The sequence below is a fragment of the Streptomyces sp. NPDC058691 genome (assembly GCF_042714775.1).
Classification (GTDB): domain Bacteria; phylum Actinomycetota; class Actinomycetes; order Streptomycetales; family Streptomycetaceae; genus Actinacidiphila.
In genome coordinates this window covers 93,836-113,097 of the sequence record NZ_JBHXSO010000002.1, presented here as the reverse complement: position 1 = coordinate 113,097, position 19,262 = coordinate 93,836, and the positions used below count along the sequence as shown (strand labels likewise).

Genomic DNA, 19,262 nt, shown 5'->3' with positions numbered 1-19,262 from the left:
CATGACCTCGGAACTCTCCGGTACGACCGCAGTGACCGCGCCCCCCACCCAGGGGGGCGCGGCCCCGCGCGACGGCTCCGGCCACCCGCGCGACGCCCGTGACGAGCGGCGCAACCGCTGGCGCAGCCGCCGCTACCGGTGGGACGTCAAGGCGATGCCGTACGCCTTCGTCTCGCCGTTCTTCCTCTTCTTCGCCGCCTTCGGGCTGTTCCCGCTGATCTACACCGGCTGGTCCTCCTTCTACCGGGTGGAACTGACCAACCTGGACCAGCGGGAGTTCGTGGGCTTCCACAACTACACCCGCCTGCTGGAGGACGAGTTCTTCTGGAACGCCCTGAAGAACACGTTCACCATCGGGGTCATCTCCACCGTCCCGCAGCTGCTGCTGGCGCTGGGCCTGGCCCACCTGCTCAACTACCGGCTGCGCGGCTCGACCTTCTTCCGGGTCGCGATGCTCACCCCGTACGCCACGTCGGTGGCCGCCGCGACGCTGGTCTTCACGCTGATGTTCGGCACCGACTACGGCATGATCAACTGGGCGCTGGAGCACATCGGGTTCAGCCACCACATCGACTGGCGGGCCGGCACCTGGTCCTCCCAGATCGCCGTCTCCTCGATCGTGATCTGGCGCTGGACCGGCTACAACACCCTGATCTACCTGGCCGCGATGCAGTCCGTGCCGCACGATCTGTACGAGTCGGCCGCGCTGGACGGCGCCTCGCGCTGGCAGCAGTTCCGGCATGTGACGGTCCCGATGCTGCGGCCCACGATCCTCTTCACGATCGTGGTCTCCACCATCGGCGCGACCCAGCTGTTCGGCGAACCGTTCCTCTTCGGCGGCCCCGGCGGCGAAAAGGGCGGCGCCTCCCACCAGTTCCAGACGCTGGGCCTGTACCTGTACGAGCAGGGCTGGACGAACTACCACCTCGGGCGGGCCTCGGCCATCGCTTGGGCGATGTTCCTGCTCCTGCTGCTGATCGCCGCGATCAACGGGCTGGTCGCCCGCTGGCTGCGCAAGAGCCACGAGGGGTGACGCCGATGGCCACCGTCGCGACCGACCCGACGGAGCAGGGGGCGGCCGGTACGCCGGGCAAGCCCCGCAAGGCGGCGCGGCGCGCACCCGGCGCGCCCAAGGCCGGACGGCAGATGCACGCCGGGCCGTTCACCTACGTCGTGCTGATCGTCTTCACCGCGATATCGCTCTTCCCCCTGGTGTGGACGGCGATCGCGGCCTCCCGCACCAACACGCGGCTGGCGCAGACCCCGCCGCCGTTCTGGTTCGGCTCCAACCTCTTCAAGAACCTGCAGACCGCGTGGACGGACGCCAACCTCAGCACGGCGCTGCTCAACACCGTCATCGTGGCGGGCTGCATCACCGTCGGCACGGTGCTGTTCTCGACCATCGCCGGCTTCGCCTTCGCCAAGCTCCAGTTCCGCCTGAAGACGTTCCTGCTGATGCTGACCATCGGCACCATGATGGTGCCGCCGCAGCTCAGCGTCGTGCCGCTCTTCCTGTGGATCGCCGACCTCGACTGGACCAATCACCTCCAGGCGGTCATCCTGCCGACCTTCGTCAGCGCCTTCGGTGTCTTCTTCATGCGGCAGTACCTCTCCCAGGCGCTGCCGACCGAGATCATCGAGGCCGCGCGGGTCGACGGCGCCAGCAGCCTGCGGATCATCTGGCACGTGGTCTTCCCGGCCGCCCGCCCCGCGATGGCGGTGCTGGGCATGCTGACCTTCGTCATGGCCTGGAACGACTTCTTCTGGCCGATCATCGCGCTCACCCAGGAGAACCCCACCGTGCAGGTCGCGCTGACCAGCCTGGGCCGCGGCTACATCCCCGACGAGTCGGTGATCATGGCCGGCGCGCTGCTGGGCACGCTGCCGCTGCTGCTGGTCTTCGTGGTCTTCGGCAAGCAGATCGTGGGCGGCATCATGCAGGGCGCGGTCAAGGGCTGAGCCTTCCCCGGCCGGCCGCGCCTCCTTATTCCTTCCTCTTGTTCACTCGTTCCGATGGGAGCGCTCCCGAATGACAGCGTCCGACACCCGCCCCGCAGAGAGCGGCACCGCCGCCGCGAACGGCCGTCAGTTCCCGCCCGGCTTCCTGTGGGGAGCGGCCACCGCCTCCTACCAGATCGAGGGCGCGGCGGCCGAGGACGGGCGCACCCCGTCGATCTGGGACACCTTCAGCCGCACCCCGGGCAAGGTCTTCGAGGGGCACACGGGCGACGTGGCCGCGGACCACTACCACCGCTTCCGCGACGACGTACGCCTCATGGCCGACCTCGGCCTGGGCGCCTACCGCTTCTCCGTCTCCTGGTCGCGCGTGCAGCCCACCGGACGCGGGCCCGCGGTCGAACGCGGCCTGGACTTCTACCGCGCCCTGACCGACGAGCTGCTGGAGCACGGCATCCAGCCCGTCGTCACCCTCTACCACTGGGACCTCCCCCAGGATCTGGAGGACGCCGGCGGCTGGCCCGCCCGCGACACCGCGGACCGTTTCGGCGAGTACGCGCGCATCGTCGCCGACGCCCTCGGCGACCGGGTGCAGATGTGGACCACGCTCAACGAGCCCTGGTGCAGCGCCTTCCTCGGCTACGGCTCCGGTGTCCACGCCCCCGGCCGCACCGACCCGGTCGCCGCCCTGCGCGCCGCGCACCACCTCAACCTGGCCCACGGGCGCGCCGCGGAGGCCCTGCGCTCGGTGCTCCCGGCCCGCGCGCAACTGTCCATCACGCTCAACCTGCACCAGGTCCGGGCCCTCACCGAGTCCGCCGCCGACCTCGACGCCGCCCGGCGCATCGACGCCGTCGGCAACCGGGTCTTCACCGGCCCGCTCCTCGACGGTGCCTACCCGCAGGACCTCATCACCGACACGCAGCGGCTGACCGACTGGTCCTTCGTCCAGGACGGCGACCTGGCGGCGATCGGCCGCCACCCGCTCGACGCGCTCGGCGTCAACTACTACACGCCCACCCTGGTCTCCGCCGGTGCCGCGCCCGAGGGCCCGCGCAGCGACGGCCACGGCGCCAGCGAGCACTCCCCGTGGCCCGGCGCGAACGACGTGACCTTCCACCAGCCCCCCGGCGAGCGCACCGCCATGGGCTGGTCCGTCGACCCGACCGGCCTGTACGACCTGCTCGCCCGCGTCTCCCGCGAGCACCCCGGCCTGCCGCTCCTGATCACCGAGAACGGGGCGGCCTACGAGGACGCCGTCGGCCCGGACGGCACCGTGGACGACCCCGAGCGGATCGCGTACCTCCACGGCCACCTGGACGCCGTGCTCAAGGCGGTGGAGAGCGGCGTCGACGTGCGCGGCTACTTCCTGTGGTCCCTCATGGACAACTTCGAGTGGTCCTACGGCTACAGCAAGCGGTTCGGCGCGGTCTACGTGGACTACGACACGCAGGTGCGCATCCCCAAGTCCAGCGCCCACTGGTACGCAGGCGTCGTCCGCACGGGAAGCCTTCCTGTGGAGCCCACGACGGCCTGACCGTCAGGCGGGGCGCGGCGGGTGGGACCCGGGGGAGCCGCCGCGCCCCGTCGCCACGGCGGAGACGAACTCCGCCCACGCGGCGGGCGTGAACGCGAGCGTGGGACCCTGCGGGTCCTTGGAGTCCCGCACGTGGACGGCGTCGGCGCCGGGCGCGACCTCGACGCAGTCGCTGCCCTCGGTGTCGCTGTGGGTGGACTTCCGCCAGGAGAGGGCGACTTCGACACAGTTCCCGCCCTGGTCGTCGCTGTAGCTGGACTTGAACCACACCAACTGTGCGCTCACGTCGCCTCCGCCACTCGCCCGATGAACTGCGCCGACTCCTCGACCCCGAGAGCCTGCATGCGGATGATGCCATGCCGCTGGGAAAGCGTGCTGACCCGTGCGGGCTCCGAGTACAGCGCACTGGTCTCCTGGCCCTCCACGTAGGCGTAGTGCTCGTGCTCCTCCGTCTCCAGCAGGACCAGCGAACCGCTGAGTGCGGGATAGGCGGCGCGGTCGACCGGCAGCACTTGCACAGCAACGTTACGCAGGGCGCCGACGTTCAGCAGGTGACGCAACTGGCCCCTCATCACTTCGGGGCCGCCGACCCCCGTACGCAGCGCGGCCTCATAGATGACGAAGCCGAACAGCACTGTCGGCTTCTGCTGAAGCCTCTCCTGACGGGTCAGGCGAGCTGTGACGCGTTCATCGATGGTCTCGTCGTCGAGAGGCGGACAGCTGTTGCCGATCAGCGCGCGGGCATAGGCCTCGGTCTGCAGAAGGCCGGGAATCAGCAGGGGCTCGTAGCCGTGCACTGCGATGGCCTCGGCCTCCGCCTGCATGAACTCCCGCGTCCGCTCGGGGAACTTCTCCGGTTTCAGGTACTCCTGGGCCGCCACCAGCTTGCCGCCCGCGCCGCACAGTTGGTCCGCCACCTGAAGCAGCCGCGGCATGGGACGCCGGCGGCCGAGCTCCATGGAGCGCACCGTCTCGACGCCGTAGCCCGCCTCGTCGGCCAACCGCTCGCGCGTGACGCCCGCTTGCTCACGCCAGAGCTTGACCTGGTTGCCGCAGTACCGCCAGGCCATCGGCGGCTGGGTCACCTCGCCGGTCATCCGCACACCCCCCACACACTCCGTGATCACAAGACTACGGAAGGGCACCGCCAGTCGCGTCCGAAGCTGTGGAAAACATCGACGGCACCGTTCATCGCCGCTCACCTTCGGCCCGGTAGCGGAACTGGATATGCTCACCAACCGTCAATACCGTTGCTGCCAAGTACCAGTAGAGACACGGGGGTGTCCGCGGTGGGCGTAGTGCTGCCTGACGAGCTGGCGTACGTGCTCGACCTGATCGGCATCGCCTGGCCGAACGTGGACGAGGACGACTACCGCGAGATGGCCACGTCGCTGCGGGACTTCGCGGACGACATCGACGGCGGCGCGATGGACGCCCACACCGCCGTGCAGGAGTTGCTGGGCGCGAACGCGGGCGCCGCGATGGACGCCTTCGAGGCCCACTGGGGCAAGGTCAAGGGCACACATCTGGCCAATCTCGGCGAGGCCGCGCGGATGGGGGCGATGGCGCTCGACGGGGTGGCGATCGCGATCGAAGTCGCCAAGGTCGCGGCGATCGTCCAACTCGGCATCCTGGCGGCCGAGATAGTCGCGACCATCGCCTCCGCCCCCTTCACCCTCGGGCTGTCGAGCTTCGCCGGGGCAGCGGCGACGCAGGCGACCCGGATGATCGTCAAGAAGATCTTCCGCGAGGTCATCAACCAGGTCGTCGACCAGCTGATGTCCATCGCCACCGCGCCGATCTACGCCGCCTTGGAGTCGATGGCCGCCGACCTGATCATCCAGGTCGGTTCCAACGCCCTCGGCCTGCAGAAGGGCGTCGACCTCGGCCGGACCGCCAACGCCGGCAAGGAGGGCTTCGGCGACGGCGTCGACGGTGCCAAGAAGCAGGCCGACAGCTTCACCCTCGCCAGCGCCGGAGGCGGCGGAGGCGGGGGCGGAGGTGGCGGCGGCACCGGTGGCGGAGGCGGCGGTCACTTCCAGAGCGACGGGGACAGCTTCGACCGGATCGACACCCAGCTCGACGGGATCACCGGCTCCCTGCACAGCAAGTCGAAGGGCCACATAGGCCGGGCCCGCGACGCCAAGGGCCGCACCGGCGGCCGCGGCGAGATCGCCGAGCACGTCATGCCGATCGCCACGAAGATCGTGGACGGCATCGGCGAGGCCGCCGAGAAGGCCGTGGGCCACATGCGCAACGACATGCGCAAGGGCCTGAAGCAGATGCACCAGAACCACCGGGACAACGACGACCACATCGCGACCGAGCTGCAGCAGCTGCAGAAGACGGGCAGGGGCAAGCCGGTCTACGTCCTGGAGTCGGACGGACAGATAAGGCGCCTGGACGACCAGGGCAGGCTCGTGGACCTGACCGACGAGGACAAGAAGTCCGGCGTCACGCGCCTGCTGGAGGACCGCGACGGCAACACCACGGACCGGACGAGCGTCCCGCAGCCGGGCCGGCGGACCGTGGGCCAGCTGCCCGGCGGCAAGCCCGCCAAGAAGAAGGAGTCCACCGAGGTCCCGCTGTCGTCCACCCCCCTGGCGGACGCCACCCGCAGGGCGCGCCACGCGAAGGGCCACTACGGGACGTACGAGAGGCCGGGCACCGACGACGAGACCTTCAGCAGCAACAACTACGCCGCCGCTCACTACCGCGACGAGGCGAACGACCACGAATTCGTCCTGGTCACCTACAGCGAACGCCCTTACCACTCGGAAAAACGATTGGCGACACCGTTCATGGACCGGGGGATGGACGGAAACGTCACGCACATGTACACGGAGCGCGAGCCGTGTTACGACAAATCACCCACCTGCGCCTACTGGCTGGAGGGGTACATGCCGCATGTCGATGTGAGCCACAGCGTGGAGTACGGGGACACGGCGTCCCAGGACAGGGGCAACGCGATCATGAAGGACTATCTCGACGACCTCAGGGCGGGCCGCCGGTAGGATCAGCAGCCCATGGTCGACCGCCCCCACAGCCACGACGCGCAGGAGATGGCATCATGCCGCCGACAGTGACACGCGACATGCTGGAGTCCGTTTTCCCTCCCGGTGCGCTGGTCACCCTGGACGACCCGGCGATGGACCTGATCACCCACGGACCCACGCGTGAATTCCTGCGGAACGTCGGCCTGCCGCTCCAAGAGAGCGGCCTCTTCGTGATGGACCCGGAATTCCCGGCGCACATGTCGACCATTCACGACTGGTACCTGGGGGACGACGCCCCTCCCGGCGCCGCGGATTTCCTCTACGTGGCCCAACTGCATTACGACCACGTGGTCCTGGACGGGGTGTCGGGGCGCGTATGGGCGCTCCCCGAGGCGGAACCGGGCCTGTTCCCCCTCCACAAGGACCTGGGGTCGCTCGCGTACTTCCTCTGGGCCGCCGAGCGCGAACGCCACGCCTACGACCCGCAGTTCCCCGACGCCGCCGAACGGGCGGCGCACTGGGACCCGCGGGGGGCGGCGGACAGGCTTCTCGCGGAGCTCCGCCCTCTGGAGCCCATGGCGTTCGAGAACGAGAACAGCCCGTGGTCGCAGTTCCTCCAGGACGCCTCGAAGGGCTTCGACGGCATCGCCGGCTAGGGCGGCACCGGGAGAACCAGCGAACCGGCGGGACACCCACGAGAAGGGGACGACAGGCTATGGACGGCCGCCAAGAGGTGACGGCGCGCATGGTGGCCCGGTTCGGCGACGGCGGGGTCCGGCGGTTCGGGACGGCACCGGAGGTCGCCGTGCCGCTCCAGGTGGGGCCGTACTTCACGACCTCCCCCGAGGATCCGGAGTCCTTGGCCGCCTTCGCGGACGCGCTGGAGCAGGGGGTGCCTGACCGGACACGGGAGTACCTGCGCCTGGGCACCGACCGGGGGTACGAGATCTGCCTCGCCCCGGACGGCGCCGTGCGCGGGGTCCTGGTCGGCTACGACGAGCCCGAACGGCATGTGAACGGCACGGCGGAGGAGTTCGCCCGGAGCCTGGTCGCGCTGGACGAGGCCCTCGCGGCGATCGCGGGCACCGACCGGCCCGAGGCGGCTTCGCAGGCGTTCGCGGCGCTGGAGGCCCGGCTGCGGGAACTCGACAGGACGGCGTTCGCGGACCGCGAGGACTGGTGGCCGCAGGTGCTGGACGACATCCGGGACACCGCGAGCGCGGAGTGGTTCGCGGCGTTCGAGGTCGTCGACGCCGACGGGGAGGCGAAGATCCTGACCTCCTCGGGCGGGATCTGCGTGCACCCCGAGGAACGGCTGTGGGCGAACCTGCGGGCGGCCGGGGTGGAGCCGGAGCAGGTCAGGCGCATCCACACCGAACTGGAGTCGTGCTTCATGCCGGGGCACTACTGCTCGATGATGCTCGCGGACCTCTTCCCGGAGGCCGAGCTGACGCACAACTTCCCCTACGGGGAGACGGCCGAGTCCCGGGCCGCCGGCATCCGGAAGCTGCGCGAGACGGCGGCACAGGAGGACTGAGGGACATGACGGGGGAACTGGGGATGTCGGACCTGCCCGCTCTCGGGGCCGGCCGGGGGCCCGCCGGGCGGCGGGTCCTGGAGTGGGCGACGTCGGGCACCAAGGCACCCCTGGCGGTGACCGGTTCCGCCGGGGCCGGCAAGAGCCATCTGCTGGCGTGGTTCGCAGCCGGCGCGCACCGGGACCCCGGCACCATGGTGCACGGGCTCGCCCCCGCCCACGGTCTGACCGCGGACGCCGTGTCCTGGGAACTCGGGCGGCAGCTGGGGTACGGGCCGCTCTCCCCGGAGGGCCTGCTGGGGCGGATCCTGGCCGACCCGCGTCCGCTGACCCTCGGCTTCGCCGACCTGCACCGCGCCCGGCCGGGTTGCCGCGAGGCCCTGGTGGATCCCCTGCTGGGCTTCCCTCACGTGCGCGTCCTGCTCGAAGCGGGGGATGCCGGGAGCGTTCCGGACGGCGCGTTCGTGGTCGACCTGGACGACCCCGCACTCACCGATCACGCGGAGTTCGCCGCCTGGTACGCCGAACAGGCCCCCGCCGGCGTGGCCTTCGCCGCGGACCAGGTGTTCCCGCACCCGGCCACGGCCCTGCTCGCCGCGACGATCCCCGGGCCGCCCGCCCAGGGGGACGTACCGGCCACGTGGTGGGCGCGGCTGCCCGACGCGGCCCGTCCCGCGCTGCACACGCTGGCCGCACTGCGCGGACCGGTCGCCACGGACGTCTGGGAACTGCTGCACGTGCACCTGACCGGGGACCCGGCGGCACGCGAGTCCGTCGCCACGGCCGTGTCGCGGCTGCCCCGGGGAGCGGTGTACGAGGTACCGCCGGGCGGCCCCGTCGTGGAGCGACCGGACGCGCGCATCGTGGACGTCCTCAAGTCCCAGGCCCTGACCAGTTCCTACGCCCGCGAGCACGTGCTCGCCCACGCCTTCGCCGCCGGTACGGCGGACCGGTTGCTGCGCGACGCCGGCTTCCTCGTCCACGGCTCCGCGACCGCCGTGACCTCGGCGCTCGCCGACCCGGCCGGCGCGGCGGCGGCTCCCGGTGCGCTGGCCGCCGTGTGGCGCCGCGCGGCGCCCGTGCTGTCCACCCCCGCGATGAGCGACCCCGAACGAGCCGCCGCCCTGCACACCGCCGCGCTCGCCGACGCGCCGCAGATGGCCGCGGTACTGCGCCCCATCGCCGAGCGGCACGTCTGGACCGCGGAGTGGTTCCGGCCCGAGCGGACCTTCACCGCCCTCGGCCCCGGCCCGGTCGGCGGTGAACTGCTCGCCGCGGATCCGCTCGGCCAGGTGCACGCCCTCGACCCCGCCACCGGCGCCGGACTGCGCAGACTGCCCTCCCCCACGACCGTGCGGCCGTCGGCCCTGGCCGCCCTCGGCAACGGCCTGTTGCTCCTCGACCGCGAGCAGGTCCTGCACTCCTTCCCGGCCGACACGGTGGTCTTCGGGGAGGCCCCGCACCGCCACAACCCGGACGTCCCCTGTGCACTGGCCGCGTCGCCCGCCTCCGGTCTCCTGGCCGTCGGCGACGCCTCGGGCCGCGTCCACGTCTGGCGCTCCCCCGCGTACGACCCCGAGCCCGTGAGCCGCACCTTGCACCAGGCTCCCGTCTCGGTGGTCGCCCTGGTCCACTCGGCCGGGTACGACCTGTCGTTCTGCCTCAGCGGAGGACTCGACGGGACCCTGCGCCTGTGGGCGATCTCCGACGAACCGATGCCCGGTCCCGTCGAGCGGCGCGACAGCGTCATCACCGCCCTGGCCGCCGCCGACACCCCGGTCGCCGGCCCCGTCGCAGTGGCCGCCTGGGCCGACGGCCGGGCGCACGTCTGGAGCCTCGTCGACGCGCGGGTCCGCCCCCTGCCGCTGCTGCACCGCGCGGACGGGCTCGCGCTCACACCGGACGGCGTCCTCACGGTCACGGGTCCCGGGGGCACGTACGGGCTCCGGCTGCGCCTCGATCTGCTCTGGGGATAGCGGCGGCCGAGCCGTCCGCGTGGCGCGGCTCGGTTCAGGCGGTGCGCGACTCCGCCTGCCGGCGCAGGAACCCGGCGACGTCGGGACGGCGTGCGTACGGCTGGAGCGTCTGGGCGGCGGAGGCGAGCATGCCCCGTACGCGAGGCGACTGGACCCGGCCCAGCAGGTCCAGCACCCGGGCGCCGGTGGCGGCGGCTTCGTCGACGCGGTGCGCGCAGGCCAGGTTGGTGGCGAGTTCGGCGGTGTAGAGCGCGATGTTGCGCGTGAAGTGGGGGGCCTGGAGCCCGATGGCGCGGCGCGCGTGCTCCACGGCGCGGTGGTGCTCGCCGAGGGCGGCCCAGGACTGGGCCTCCAGGCCGGCGAGTTCGGCCTCGCCGTAGAAGGTCATCCACTGCGGGTCGGCGTCGCGCGGGCCGCGTCCGAAGAGCGACTGGGCGCGCAGCAGGGCGCGTTCGCAGCCGGAGCGGTCGCCGAGGCCGGCCCGGCCGCCGGCCTCGCGCAGGGCCAGCAGGGAGAGCAGCCGGGGGGAGCCGAGGTGGCGGGCGGCCTCCTGGGCGGCCTGGGCGGCGCGGACGGCTTCGCGGGGGCGGCCGGCGTCGCGGGCGAGGAAGGAGGCGTTGCAGAAGGCGTGCGCCTCCAGGGCGGGGTCGCCGGCCATGCGGGCGGTCGCGAGGGCCTCGCCGTAGTAGGAGCGGGCCTCGGCGTGCCGGCCGGAGTCGTGCGCGAGCCAGCCGACGGAGATGGCGAGTTCGCCGGCGCCCGCGTGCAGGTCGTCGGCGACGGCCTGGCCGTAACTGCCCTCGTCCAGCAGGCGGTAGGCGGCGCCGAGGGAGTGGCCGGCCTGGCGGTAGAGCGCGCCGGCGCCGTGCCGGTCGTCGTGCAGCCGGATCTCGCGGACGGCGTCCTGGACGGCACGGACCTGGGATCTGCCGACCCGGTGCACCGGCTCCGCCGCGGCCGGAGGCCCCAGCACCAGGGTGGTGGCGATGGCGGCGGGGCCGCCGGTCATGAACGCGCGACGCAGCACGTCGCTCTCCTCATCGGTTTCGGGCTCGCGGGGGGTGGCCGCCACCGGGAACGGCGGCGCCAGGGTGCCGGCGGCTCGCCGGCCGCGGACGGACTCGCGGGGCTCGAAGCCCATGTCGGCGAGGCCGAGGCCGGGGAACATGTGCCGGAAGACCCGTTCGTACGCGTAGTTGGGACATCGGATCTCCCCCGACTCCACGCGTCCGATGTAGCGGGCGTCGCAGCTGACCTGCTCACCGATCTCCCGGGCCGCGCGCCGGACGGCGGCGGCGAACTCGCCGGGCGACCGGTCCGCGCGCAGCAGCCGGAAAGCGGCGTTGGGTGTGGTGGGGGTGGAAGGTGACGAGGGCATCGCCGGACTCCCGGGAGCGATCGGTGCGGAGCGTTGTTGTCGCGCTGCGCCGCCGGGCGGCAGCGGAGCGTAGCGGCGCGACGACCGTACTCGGTGCCGGGAGGGGCAGAGCGCCGGTTTGGCTACAAAAGGGATATCTCACCCACCATCCGCCATGAAACGCCACCCTCCCGGCGTCACGCGGGCGTAGCCGTTGACGTAGTGCGCGCGTTGGACAACAGGCAACCAACCGTGCGTCCGACTCCTAGGAGGACCCGCCTTGTTGGACGAGCCATGGGACCTGGTGACCGTCCCGGCCCGGCAGGGACTGGAAGCCGTGGACATCCTGCGCCTGCGGACCGGCCCGGTGCCGGGTCTGGGGCCCGTGCTGCACGACAGCTCGGACGACAGCCTCGGCTTCCTCGTGCCGCCGGGCACGGCGGCCGGCTGGGACGTGCCGGGCAGCGCCTGCACGCAGACCTCGGGAGGCGGCTTCGCGATCCCCGGAGAACTGCGTGAGCCACCGGTCACGGGCACCGACTGGCTGGTGCCGCCGCACACCGACGCCCCCGTCACGGACCCGGCGGTGCTGCGCGCCGCGCTGGGCGAGGCGGCCCGGATGATCGAGCTCGCGGACCGGTTCTGACCTGCGGCGGTGCCGCGCCCATACTGGGTGCATGGCACAGCGCAGGACGAAGGACCCGGAAGGGATACGCGAGCGGGTCGGCGGAGGTCTCGCCGAGCTCGTGCCGGACCGGGACCGCCCGCGCGGCCGCTCGCTGCTGATCGACGGCGCCCCGCAGTCGCACGTCGACCTGGACGACCCGGCGTACCTGGACTTCGCGTACCAGCGCCGGCTGGGCCACGTCATCGACCTCGCCGCGCCGCCCGGCCGCCCGCTGCGCGTGCTGCACCTCGGCGGCGGCGCCCTGACGCTGGCCCGCTACACGGCCGCCACCCGGCCGCGCTCGACCCAGCAGGTCGTGGAGGTGGACACCGCGCTGGTGGAGTTCGTCCGGCGCGAGCTGCCCTGGGACCGCACATGGCGGATCAAGGTGCGCGGCGGCGACGCCCGGGCGGGACTGGCCAAGGTGGCCGAGGGCTGGGCGGACCTGGTCGTCGCGGACGTGTTCAGCGGGGCGCGCACCCCCGCCCATCTCACCAGTACGGAATTCCTCACCGAGGTACGCCGCGTGCTGGCGCCCGGCGGGCTGTACGCGGCCAACGCGGCCGACGGCGGGCGGCTGGAGTTCCTGCGCGGGCAGATCGCCACCGTCGGATCCTGCTTCCCGCACGCCTGTCTGGCGGCGGACCCCGCGGTGCTGCGGGGGCGGCGGTTCGGGAACGTGATCCTGGTAGCGGGCGACGGGGACCTGCCCATCGCGGAGTTCACCCGCCGGGTGGCCTCGGACCCGCATCCGGGGCGGGTGGAACACGGGCGGGAGCTGGACGCCTTCGCGGGCGGCGCGTTGCCGGTCACGGACGCGACGGCGGCGGCCTCGCCGGCTCCCCCGGAGTCCGCGTTCCGTTAGGCGGTACCCGGCGGGCGGCGCCGCCCTACTGGCTCCCGGCCGTGTACGTCTCGACGGTCGGCGGGTGCCCGTTCCAGGTGCAGAACAGCGAGGACGTGGTGCTCCCGGAGGTGAAGTCGACGCGGATCCAGGCGGATTCGGACTGGTTCCAGACCTTCATCTCCCAACCGGGTTCAGGCGTCGCGGAGACCAGGGTGGCCGAGGTGGCGTCCAGGTCCAGGACGACCCGGCCGCCCTCGACCGGATAGCTGTGGACGTCACCGGTGGCGCCGGGGGCGGACGCCGCGGGAGTCGGGCTGCCCGGCGGGCGGGCAGGCGCCGAGGCCGACCGCCCGGCGGCGGGCGGCGTGGCCGGATCCGTGGCGGTGGGCGTGCCGGAGGGCGTGCCGGTGGGGGCCTTCGGCCGGTGCCCGGCGGAGGCCGAGGGCGAGGACGGCGGCGAGGGCGGGGGCGCCGACGCGGCAGCCGGCTCCGCGAGGGGCAGCGCGCGTGGCGGGTCGTACGCCGTGCCCGCCAGCACGTGGTGGACGCCGAACCAGGACAGCGCGACGGCGGCGCTCGTCGCGAGTGTCCACGCTCCGGCGTGCGCCAGTCCTCTTCGCATGCGCCCATACTGCCGGACGCGCCCCTTCCGCGGAGTTGAGGGTTGCGCACGCGGCCCGGACGTGCTCGGACCCGCCCGTGGCATCCCCCGGATGGGCTAAGTTGCGGCCCATGGCAAGTGTGCTCGTCGTGGAGGACGACCAGTTCGTGCGCTCCGCCCTCATCCGGCACCTCACCGACGCCGCGCACTCCGTACGGAGCGTGGGCACGGCCCTGGAGGCGCTGCGCGAGGTGGCGCAGGTCGGCTTCGACGTGGTGATCCTGGACCTCGGCCTGCCGGACCTGGACGGGGCCGAGGCCCTCAAGATGCTGCGCGGCATCACGGATGTACCGGTGATCATCGCGACCGCGCGGGACGACGAGTCGGAGATCGTCCGGCTGCTCAACGCCGGTGCCGACGACTACCTGATCAAGCCGTTCTCGGTCGAGCACCTGTCGGCCCGCATGGCCGCCGTGCTGCGCCGCTCGCGTGCCCGCGAGGCCGCGGAGGTGATGCGGGTGGGCGGGCTGCAGATCGACGTACTGCGCCGGCAGGCCGTCCTCGACGGCGCGGCGCTGGACCTGACGCGGCGTGAGTTCGACCTGCTGTCCTTCCTGGCGGCCCGGCCGGGTGTGGTGGTCGGGCGGCGCGAACTGCTGTCGGAGGTCTGGCAGCAGTCGTACGGCGACGACCAGACCATCGACGTCCATCTGTCCTGGCTGCGGCGGAAGCTGGGCGAGACCGCCGCCCGCCCCCGGTACCTGCACACCCTGCGCGGGGTGGGCGTGAAACTGGAGCCGCCGTTGTGAGATGGGCCCTGGTCAAGGTCTGCGTGGCGGTCACGGCGATGGTCGTGGTGGCCTTCGCGGTGCCGCTGGCGCTGACGGTCAAGGAGATGGCGCGCGACCGGGCGATCGGCAACGCGGAGCGCCAGGCCGCCGCCATCGGCCCGGCGCTGGCGATCACCACGGACCGCACGCAGCTGGAACGCGCGGTCGCCTCCACCCAGGCGGGCGCGGACGGCCGGATCGCGGTGAGCGTGCCGGCCACGGAGCGCACGGACGGCGTGCGGATCGGCCGCTCGCACGCGCCGGACGCCGAGGTGGAACGGGCGTCGCAACTGGGCCGGGCCGCCACGGTGCCGGTGCCCGGCGGGTACGCGCTGCTGCAGCCGACCGCCGTCGGCTCCGGCTCGGTGGCGGTGGTGGAGGTCTTCGTCCCGGACGGCGAGGTGACCCGCGGGGTCACCACCGCGTGGGCGGTGCTCGCGGCCGTGGGCGTGGGACTGATCATCGGCGCGGTCGCGGTCGCCGACCGGCTGGGCACCCGGATGGTGGGCCCGGCCAAGCGGCTCGCGGACGCGGCCGACGGGCTCGGCCGCGGTGACCTGACGGTGCGTGTGCCGGAGGACGGGCCGCCCGAACTGCGTTCGGCCGCGGTCGCGTTCAACGCGATGGCCGACCAGGTGGTGCAACTGCTCGCCAACGAACGGGAACTCGCGGCCGACCTCTCCCACCGCCTGCGCACCCCGCTGACCGTACTGCGGCTCAACGCCGCCTCCCTCGGCGAGGGCCCGGCCGGCGAGCAGACCCGGCACGCGGTGGCCCAGCTGGAGCGCGAGGTCGACCAGATCATCCGCACCGCACGCGCCCAGCAGGCGCAGGACAAGCCGGTGGCGGTGGGCTGCGACGCGGCCGCCGTGATCCGCGAGCGGATGGCCTTCTGGTCGGCGCTGGCCGAGGACCAGGGCCGCGAGGCCCGCACGGCCGGAGTCGAGCGCCCGGTACGCGTCCCGGTGGCCCGGGCCGACCTGGTGGCCTCGCTCGACGCCATGCTCGGCAACGTCTTCCGCCACACCCCGGAGGGCACCGCCTTCGCGGTGGACGTGCACAGCGGCGAGGACGCGGTGATCGTCCTCGTCTCCGACGCGGGCCCCGGCATCAACGACCCCGCGGCCGCGATGCGCCGCGGCCAGGGCGCGGGCGGTGACGGTTCGACGGGACTCGGGCTGGACATCGTGCGCCGCCTCGCGGAATCCACCGGCGGCGACGTCCGCATCGGCTCCTCCATGCTGGGCGGCGCCGAGATCCGCGTCTGGATCGCCCTGCGCCCCTACGCGTCGGGCGGCAAGCGCACCCACCGCGTGGTCCGCCGCCGCCGCGGCAAGCGGCCCCCGGCCCGCTCACAGGCCTGACCCCTGGTGCGGAAGCGTGCGCCTGACGCGGTCGGGGTAATGCCGGCCGACGGGTTTCCGGTGCGCGGCGCGAGCGCCACCAGGCTCAGGGTGCCCCCTGTGCCGCGGACGACGAAGGCGCCGTGACGGCCCGCCGCGGCCCCACCCGGTGTCCCGCTCCGATTGACACAAACATGTTCACGAGATTCGCTGCGAGGGTGACTTCGTACCTCCTCGCCCCGCGCCGCGTCCCCCTCGCCCTGCTGGTCACGACGCTGGCCGTCGCCGGCTGCCAACAAGCGCCGTCCGCTCCGGAGTCCGTGGTCGCCCCCGGGCGCGCCGCGGCGACCTCCGCCGCGAAGACGTCCTGCGTGGACCGGGTCCTGGCGGGGATGAACGACACCCAGCGGGTGGGCCAGCTCTTCATGGGCGCGGCAAAGCTGCCGACGCCGCCGAAGGCGGACCTGGACGCGATGCGCACGTACGCGGTCGGGTCCGTCTTCCTCGCGGGCCGCAGCACGGCCGGTGTCAAGAAGACCCGGACCCTGGTGGACAGCCTGCAGAAGTCGCTCGGGAAGACGGTGGCGGGGCAGCGGGTCGGCCTGCTGGTCTCCACCGATCAGGAGGGCGGCCAGGTGCAGGTCCTCAAGGGCCCCGGCTTCTCGACCATCCCGAACGGCAAGACGCAGGGCACGTGGTCCACCGCCACGCTGCGTACGCGCGCACAGGGCTGGGCGAAGCAGCTCAAGAGCGCGGGCGTGAACGTGAACCTGGCGCCCGTCGCCGACATCGTGCCCGCCTCGATCGGCACGGCGAACATCCCCATCGGACGCTACGGACGCCAGTTCGGCTCGACGTCCGCCGTGGTGTCCCCGCACGTCACGGCGTATGTGCAGGGCTCGAAGTCGTCCGGCGTACTGACCACGCCCAAGCATTTCCCGGGCCTCGGCCGCGTCAAGGGCAACACGGACACGACGGCCTCGGTGACGGACACGACCCTGACCCGGACGGGCAGCAACATCGCCCCCTTCCGCGCGGGCATCTCCGCCGGCGCGGGTCTGGTGATGGTCTCACTGGCGACGTACAAGCGGATCGACCCCAAGCACAAGGCCGCCTTCTCCTCGCTGATCGTCGATCAGACCCTCCGCCGTGACCTGGGCTTCAAGGGCGTCATCATCTCCGACGACCTCGGACAGGCGGCCTCCGCCCAGTCCGTGGCGCTCCTCCAGCGGGCCCTGACCTTCCTCCGCGCCGGCGGCGACCTCACCCTCACCGTCACCCCCAGGGGCATCCCCACGATGGCCGAGGGCATCCGCTACGCCATGCGCCACGACCCGAAGGTGCGCACCCTGGTCCAGAACAGCGCCCGGCGCATCCTGACGGCCAAGCAGGCCGCGGGCGCGCTCAGCTGCACGAGCTGACGCACCCTCCCGACGGCGCGTGGACAGGCCTGTGCCGGTCGCGCAGCCGTCCCGCACCGGCCCCGCGTCATCTCAGGCGTCCTCCTCGCCACGCTGGAAGAAGGTGCCTCCCTCGAGCTTCCGGTAGGCAGGCTCGGCTCTCGCCATCCATGCGTCCACATCGGCCGCCATCGAAGGAAACCTCGCCTTGAGAGGCCCGGCCAGTGCGGCAATCTCCACCCAGGAATCGGCAAGGTAGGTCTCGTTCTCCAGACCGATCGCGACGGCCACCCGGAAGGAGTCGTCCGACCTCAGCCATCGCTTTGCCACTTCGACGATGCGGTCGGCGTCCTGGGCGTCGATGATCCACGACATGGAGAGCAGCTGCTCCGAGATGTACCCCGGAGTGACGCCAGGGGCCCTGTGGTCGACGAGAAAGGCCATCACGTCCTCAACGCTCACCATCACGACCCCCTGCGCGCAAGCCACTCGTGCTGTCCGCCGATGTCCGCAGCGGAACTCACCCGTATGTGACTTATGATCAGGGCCCACCCGATCCACGTCGAGCGATGGCGTCGTCGCACCGCGCTCACCTCGGCCTCAGGCCGCCCTTAGCCGCACCTTAAGTGCGCCATAAGAAATCGAACGCACGCCCGGCTCAGGTCATTTGTCCGAATGCCGCTCGCTAGCGTGCCGGTCCATGAGGAACTCACATCGTCGTCGCCCCACGCGCAAGGTCGCCCTTCTCGGCGGCCTCACCGCGGGCGCGGTCGTCGCGGCCGGTGCCTTCGCTCTCGCGGGGTCGGCCCAGGCCGCCACCGTCGGTGCCGCGTACAGCATGACCAGCGACTGGACCACGGGGTACACCGGCCAGTACGAGATCAGCAACTCCTCGGGGTCGACGCTGTCCGACTGGACGCTGACGTTCGACCTCCCGGCGGGCACCAGCATCAGCTCGCTGTGGAACGCGACCTGGACGGCGTCGGGTCAGCACGTGACCGTGCGGCCCGCGAACTGGAACAAGGACATCGCCGCCGGGCAGTCGGCCCAGGTGGGCTTCGTGACGAAGTCCTCGGCGACGGCGGGCGATCCCGTCAACTGCCTGATCAACGGCGTGAAGTGCTCGGTGGACGACGGTGCGACCGCCTCCCCCAGCGGCCGCCCCACCGCGACCGCCACCCCCACCCCCTCCCCCACCCGGACCGCGACGGCGGCCCCGACCGCCACCCCGACCGCCACCCGGACCGCCACGCCCACGGCCACCGCCACCCCCACCGCGACCGTGCCCCCGGCCTCCGGCGCGGCCGCCGGCTTCGCCCCGTACGTGGACACCTCGCTCTACCCGGCGTTCGACCTGCTCGCGCACTCCAGGGCGACGGGTGTGAAGCAGTACAACCTGGCGTTCGTCACCGACGGCGGCGGCTGCACCCCCAAGTGGGGCGGTGTGACGGACGTGGCGGCCGACGCGGTGGCCGCCCAGATCGGCGACCTCCGCAAGGCCGGCGGCGACGTCCGCGTCTCCTTCGGCGGCGCGTCCGGCTCGGAACTGGCGACCACCTGCTCCTCGGCCTCGGCGCTCGCCGCCGCGTACGGCAAGGTGGTCGACACCTTCAAGCTCACCAAGGTGGACTTCGACGTCGAGGGCGGCGCCATAGCCGACGCGACCGCCAACTCCCGGCGCGCCCAGGCCATCGCGCAGCTCCAGGCGAGCCACAGCGGCCTGGAGGTCTCCTACACGCTGCCCGTCATGCCGACCGGACTCACCCAGGACGGCGTCAACCTGCTCGCCGACGCCAAGGCCAACCGGGTGCGCATCGCCGCCGTCAACATCATGGCGATGGACTACGGCGCCTCCTTCAGCGGTGACATGGGCGGTTACGCCATCGACGCCGCCACCGCCACGCAGGCGCAGATCAAGAGCGTGCTCGGGCTGTCGGACGCGACCGCCTGGAAGACCGTCGCCGTGACCCCGATGATCGGCGTGAACGACGTCAGCACCGAGGTCTTCAAGGTCGACGACGCCTCGCAGCTGGTGGCCTTCGCCAAGTCCAAGGGTCTTGGCTGGCTGTCGATGTGGTCCGCGACCCGCGACAAGCAGTGCCCCGGTGGCGCCAAGAACTCCGCGGACGCCACCTGCAGTTCGGTCGTCCAGGACACGGGCGCGTTCTCGAAGGCCTTCGCCGCCTACAACGGCTGACCCCGGGGGACCGCCCCG

At 72.4% G+C, this 19,262-nt stretch carries 18 protein-coding genes; 13 read left to right on the top strand and 5 right to left on the bottom strand.

Translation table 11 applies throughout. The annotated features are described in order from the left end of the window. The first annotated feature begins 1 nt into the window (after position 1). The 3 genes from ACFWVC_RS02015 (at position 2) to ACFWVC_RS02005 (ending at position 3,493) form a co-directional block, all read left to right on the top strand. Positions 2 to 1,033, top strand: coding sequence for a carbohydrate ABC transporter permease (locus tag ACFWVC_RS02015; RefSeq protein WP_384274144.1), 1,032 nt, complete (start codon positions 2 to 4; stop codon positions 1,031 to 1,033). A gap of 5 nt (positions 1,034 to 1,038) precedes the next feature. Next, positions 1,039 to 1,959, top strand: a complete 921-nt coding sequence (locus tag ACFWVC_RS02010; RefSeq protein WP_384274137.1) for a carbohydrate ABC transporter permease — start codon at positions 1,039 to 1,041, stop codon at positions 1,957 to 1,959. Positions 1,960 to 2,029: 70 nt separating this feature from the next. Continuing rightward, positions 2,030 to 3,493, top strand: a complete 1,464-nt coding sequence (locus ACFWVC_RS02005) for a GH1 family beta-glucosidase (RefSeq protein WP_384274131.1) — start codon at positions 2,030 to 2,032, stop codon at positions 3,491 to 3,493. A gap of 3 nt (positions 3,494 to 3,496) precedes the next feature. On the opposite strand, the gene ACFWVC_RS02000 is transcribed toward ACFWVC_RS02005, so the two are convergent. Further along, positions 3,497 to 3,778, bottom strand: coding sequence for a DUF397 domain-containing protein (locus tag ACFWVC_RS02000; RefSeq protein WP_384274127.1), 282 nt, complete (start codon positions 3,776 to 3,778; stop codon positions 3,497 to 3,499). Next, the gene (locus ACFWVC_RS01995; RefSeq protein ID WP_384274121.1) at positions 3,775 to 4,590 is read right to left on the bottom strand and encodes a Scr1 family TA system antitoxin-like transcriptional regulator; all 816 of its coding nucleotides are present in this window, start codon (positions 4,588 to 4,590) and stop codon (positions 3,775 to 3,777) included. Before ACFWVC_RS01995 ends, ACFWVC_RS02000 begins: the two co-directional genes overlap by 4 nt. A 192-nt stretch (positions 4,591 to 4,782) precedes the next feature. Here ACFWVC_RS01995 and ACFWVC_RS01990 point away from each other — a divergent pair, with 192 nt between their 5' ends. From ACFWVC_RS01990 to ACFWVC_RS01975, 4 genes are read left to right on the top strand one after another with little or no spacing between them, the layout of a single operon-like run. Beyond that, entirely contained in the window at positions 4,783 to 6,507 is a 1,725-nt protein-coding gene (locus ACFWVC_RS01990) for a nucleic acid/nucleotide deaminase domain-containing protein (RefSeq protein WP_384274118.1), read from the top strand. Between the two features lie 56 nt (positions 6,508 to 6,563). Beyond that, positions 6,564 to 7,145: an SUKH-4 family immunity protein gene (locus tag ACFWVC_RS01985; protein ID WP_384274110.1), complete on the top strand. Its 582-nt coding sequence runs from the start codon at positions 6,564 to 6,566 to the stop codon at positions 7,143 to 7,145. Between the two features lie 59 nt (positions 7,146 to 7,204). Continuing rightward, complete coding sequence (locus ACFWVC_RS01980) at positions 7,205 to 8,026, top strand: nucleic acid/nucleotide deaminase domain-containing protein (protein WP_384274105.1); 822 nt, start codon at positions 7,205 to 7,207, stop codon at positions 8,024 to 8,026. Between the two features lie 5 nt (positions 8,027 to 8,031). Further along, a complete protein-coding gene (locus tag ACFWVC_RS01975; protein ID WP_384274101.1) occupies positions 8,032 to 10,002 on the top strand; it encodes a hypothetical protein in 1,971 nt (656 codons plus the stop codon). Positions 10,003 to 10,036: 34 nt separating this feature from the next. Here the strand turns inward: ACFWVC_RS01975 and ACFWVC_RS01970 are convergent, their stop codons facing one another. Next, positions 10,037 to 11,380, bottom strand: coding sequence for a tetratricopeptide repeat protein (locus ACFWVC_RS01970; RefSeq protein WP_384274094.1), 1,344 nt, complete (start codon positions 11,378 to 11,380; stop codon positions 10,037 to 10,039). 259 nt (positions 11,381 to 11,639) lie between these two features. Between ACFWVC_RS01970 and ACFWVC_RS01965 the strand changes: the two genes are divergently transcribed. Both ACFWVC_RS01965 and ACFWVC_RS01960 read left to right on the top strand, forming a co-directional pair. After that, on the top strand, positions 11,640 to 12,005 hold the full coding sequence (locus tag ACFWVC_RS01965) for a hypothetical protein (RefSeq protein WP_384274089.1): 366 nt from the start codon (positions 11,640 to 11,642) through the stop codon (positions 12,003 to 12,005). A gap of 31 nt (positions 12,006 to 12,036) precedes the next feature. Further along, positions 12,037 to 12,891 (top strand): spermidine synthase, encoded by an 855-nt coding sequence (locus ACFWVC_RS01960; protein WP_384274083.1) that lies wholly within the window; start codon positions 12,037 to 12,039, stop codon positions 12,889 to 12,891. Positions 12,892 to 12,916: 25 nt separating this feature from the next. Here ACFWVC_RS01960 and ACFWVC_RS01955 read toward each other — a convergent pair whose 3' ends face one another. Further along, a complete protein-coding gene (locus tag ACFWVC_RS01955) occupies positions 12,917 to 13,495 on the bottom strand; it encodes a hypothetical protein (RefSeq protein WP_384274075.1) in 579 nt (192 codons plus the stop codon). A gap of 110 nt (positions 13,496 to 13,605) precedes the next feature. Between ACFWVC_RS01955 and ACFWVC_RS01950 the strand changes: the two genes are divergently transcribed. From ACFWVC_RS01950 to ACFWVC_RS01940, 3 genes are all read left to right on the top strand, one after another. After that, positions 13,606 to 14,283 carry a response regulator transcription factor gene (locus tag ACFWVC_RS01950; protein WP_384274070.1) on the top strand — a complete coding sequence of 226 codons (678 nt, stop codon included), beginning with the start codon at positions 13,606 to 13,608 and terminating at the stop codon, positions 14,281 to 14,283. Continuing rightward, the gene (locus ACFWVC_RS01945; protein WP_384274063.1) at positions 14,280 to 15,668 is read left to right on the top strand and encodes a sensor histidine kinase; all 1,389 of its coding nucleotides are present in this window, start codon (positions 14,280 to 14,282) and stop codon (positions 15,666 to 15,668) included. The genes ACFWVC_RS01950 and ACFWVC_RS01945 overlap by 4 nt, the downstream gene beginning before the upstream one ends. Positions 15,669 to 15,865: 197 nt before the next feature. Then, entirely contained in the window at positions 15,866 to 17,068 is a 1,203-nt protein-coding gene (locus ACFWVC_RS01940; RefSeq protein WP_384274056.1) for a glycoside hydrolase family 3 N-terminal domain-containing protein, read from the top strand. 72 nt (positions 17,069 to 17,140) lie between these two features. On the opposite strand, the gene ACFWVC_RS01935 is transcribed toward ACFWVC_RS01940, so the two are convergent. Further along, entirely contained in the window at positions 17,141 to 17,512 is a 372-nt protein-coding gene (locus ACFWVC_RS01935; RefSeq protein ID WP_384274050.1) for a hypothetical protein, read from the bottom strand. Between the two features lie 235 nt (positions 17,513 to 17,747). Here ACFWVC_RS01935 and ACFWVC_RS01930 point away from each other — a divergent pair, with 235 nt between their 5' ends. Beyond that, entirely contained in the window at positions 17,748 to 19,244 is a 1,497-nt protein-coding gene (locus tag ACFWVC_RS01930) for a cellulose binding domain-containing protein (protein ID WP_384274041.1), read from the top strand. The last annotated feature ends 18 nt before the right edge of the window (positions 19,245 to 19,262 follow it).

Excerpts from the sequence above, each read along its gene's own strand:
- ACFWVC_RS02005 (WP_384274131.1), top strand. The coding sequence starts at position 2,030 with ATGACAGCGTCCGACACCCGCCCCGCAGAGAGCGGCACCGCCGCCGCG.
- ACFWVC_RS01975 (WP_384274101.1), top strand. The coding sequence starts at position 8,032 with ATGACGGGGGAACTGGGGATGTCGGACCTGCCCGCTCTCGGGGCCGGC.
- ACFWVC_RS01980 (WP_384274105.1), top strand. The coding sequence starts at position 7,205 with ATGGACGGCCGCCAAGAGGTGACGGCGCGCATGGTGGCCCGGTTCGGC.
- ACFWVC_RS01960 (WP_384274083.1), top strand. The coding sequence starts at position 12,037 with ATGGCACAGCGCAGGACGAAGGACCCGGAAGGGATACGCGAGCGGGTC.
- ACFWVC_RS02010 (WP_384274137.1), top strand. The coding sequence starts at position 1,039 with ATGGCCACCGTCGCGACCGACCCGACGGAGCAGGGGGCGGCCGGTACG.
- ACFWVC_RS01950 (WP_384274070.1), top strand. The coding sequence starts at position 13,606 with ATGGCAAGTGTGCTCGTCGTGGAGGACGACCAGTTCGTGCGCTCCGCC.
- ACFWVC_RS01995 (WP_384274121.1), bottom strand. The coding sequence starts at position 4,590 with ATGACCGGCGAGGTGACCCAGCCGCCGATGGCCTGGCGGTACTGCGGC.
- ACFWVC_RS01935 (WP_384274050.1), bottom strand. The coding sequence starts at position 17,512 with ATGGTGAGCGTTGAGGACGTGATGGCCTTTCTCGTCGACCACAGGGCC.
- ACFWVC_RS02015 (WP_384274144.1), top strand. The coding sequence starts at position 2 with ATGACCTCGGAACTCTCCGGTACGACCGCAGTGACCGCGCCCCCCACC.
- ACFWVC_RS01930 (WP_384274041.1), top strand. The coding sequence starts at position 17,748 with ATGAGGAACTCACATCGTCGTCGCCCCACGCGCAAGGTCGCCCTTCTC.
- ACFWVC_RS01955 (WP_384274075.1), bottom strand. The coding sequence starts at position 13,495 with ATGCGAAGAGGACTGGCGCACGCCGGAGCGTGGACACTCGCGACGAGC.
- ACFWVC_RS01970 (WP_384274094.1), bottom strand. The coding sequence starts at position 11,380 with ATGCCCTCGTCACCTTCCACCCCCACCACACCCAACGCCGCTTTCCGG.
- ACFWVC_RS01985 (WP_384274110.1), top strand. The coding sequence starts at position 6,564 with ATGCCGCCGACAGTGACACGCGACATGCTGGAGTCCGTTTTCCCTCCC.